The following is a 1,448-nucleotide window of genomic DNA, read 5'->3' on the forward strand; positions in this document are numbered from 1 at the left end:
TAGAGGGCGCAATCGTTATCGAAGGACTTATGGACATGTTGTGGGAAGCGGTGACCAATCGCACCGAATACTTACAATTAACCGACACCAAGGAAACTCAGTCTCGTACGGACCCGTTCGCGAACTACGTATATGGACGCATTTCTGAGAATTATCGGCGCGCCTTTGTTGATGCAAAAAATCTCCCCATCAGGTACCGGGAGATTCAACTCGTCATCGACATGGTTTCCGGCATGACTGACTCCTATGCGCTGAACCTTTATCGAGAGCTTAAGGCACTTCACGGCCGTGAACTGCGAGCCGTGGATGCCTAGCTGCATAAGCAGAGAAACGCTTAGGAGCCGCCTCAGGTACTTCCTTTGGCAGCGGCCTGCTACGCGCGACCAAATTTCGATCGTCTTGGAGGCTCTAAGGGATGTTGGACCTTCGGCCATTTTTGGTGGCCTATTGCGTGATCTTTGTCTTCTAGGTAGTAGAAATTTTCATTCTGACGTTGACATCGTCGTCGATAGTCAAAGTCTATATGATATAGAGCGTCGTCTATTTAAATGGAAGCCAGCCAAAAACAGGTTCGGCGGATACCGTTTTTCGGTTGGTAAGCAGGCGTTTGACGTTTGGGCGTTAGATAATACGTGGGCATTCCAGCACGGACACGTTACAAAATCTGATTTTTCAACGTTACCATTAACAACTTTTTTCAACTGGGATGCTGTAGCCTACTGCATTGATGACGGAAGAATTATTTGCTCTGACAATTACTTTGCAGATCTGTCTGAAAAAATCATAGACGTCAACTTGCAGGAAAACCCTAATCCAATAGGGGCAGTTGTGCGCACCTTGCGAATGGCTGCTATTCACCATCCTTTATTTTCAAGGCGCCTAATTATTCACATGAATACAATGCTTAAAATATTCCATCCGCTAGAGATAGTAACTGCAGAGCAAAAATCTTATGCACGCCCAATGTTGTCTGCGCCATATCTTGAGGAAATTGCCAAAAAAATATTTAATTTGGCCTCAAGAGAACTTTATTCACCAACCAGGTTAACGCCACATCAACTAGCCCTCCCACTCTAGGACGACGAAGGTTACGGTGACACCGCACTAAATTGCAGTATCTGCTGTCGAGAACTAGTTCTGGCCCTCGGGAACGACAGCCATGGGCGCTAAACTGCCATCGCATCCGCCTACATCAGGCGGTATAATGGCACAGGCATAGGCCGCAACATCTTGTATGCGTAGACTTTTCGCAACTTATGCCATGATCTGGTAGGTTTTTCTCAGCTTACGGCCATATTTTCTCAGCTTATGGCCAAAATCGGTTTGCCCAACTCGTTGAAACAGACATTCCCCGCCACGGGATGATCGGACAGCCGCAGCCCGAGGGCGGCGCACTGCCCGGCCAGATAGTCGCCGCCACCGGCCTCGACCACCACCATCAGGGGGGG

1 protein-coding gene and 1 pseudogene are annotated in these 1,448 nt (G+C 48.5%); both read left to right on the forward strand.

The features are described from left to right. A pseudogene (locus tag MTBSS4_RS18710) lies at positions 1–314 on the forward strand (hypothetical protein); the annotation flags it as partial. Next, on the forward strand, positions 307–1,077 hold the full coding sequence (locus tag MTBSS4_RS18715; protein ID WP_173984890.1) for a hypothetical protein: 771 nt from the start codon (positions 307–309) through the stop codon (positions 1,075–1,077). The pseudogene MTBSS4_RS18710 and the gene MTBSS4_RS18715, both read left to right, overlap by 8 nt. The last annotated feature ends 371 nt before the right edge of the window (positions 1,078–1,448 follow it).

It is taken from the genome of Magnetospirillum sp. SS-4 (assembly GCF_902729425.1).
GTDB lineage: Bacteria > Pseudomonadota > Alphaproteobacteria > Rhodospirillales > Magnetospirillaceae > Phaeospirillum.

Coding starts and splice junctions, on each gene's coding strand:
- MTBSS4_RS18715 (WP_173984890.1), top strand. CDS start 307: ATGCCTAGCTGCATAAGCAGAGAAACGCTTAGGAGCCGCCTCAGGTAC.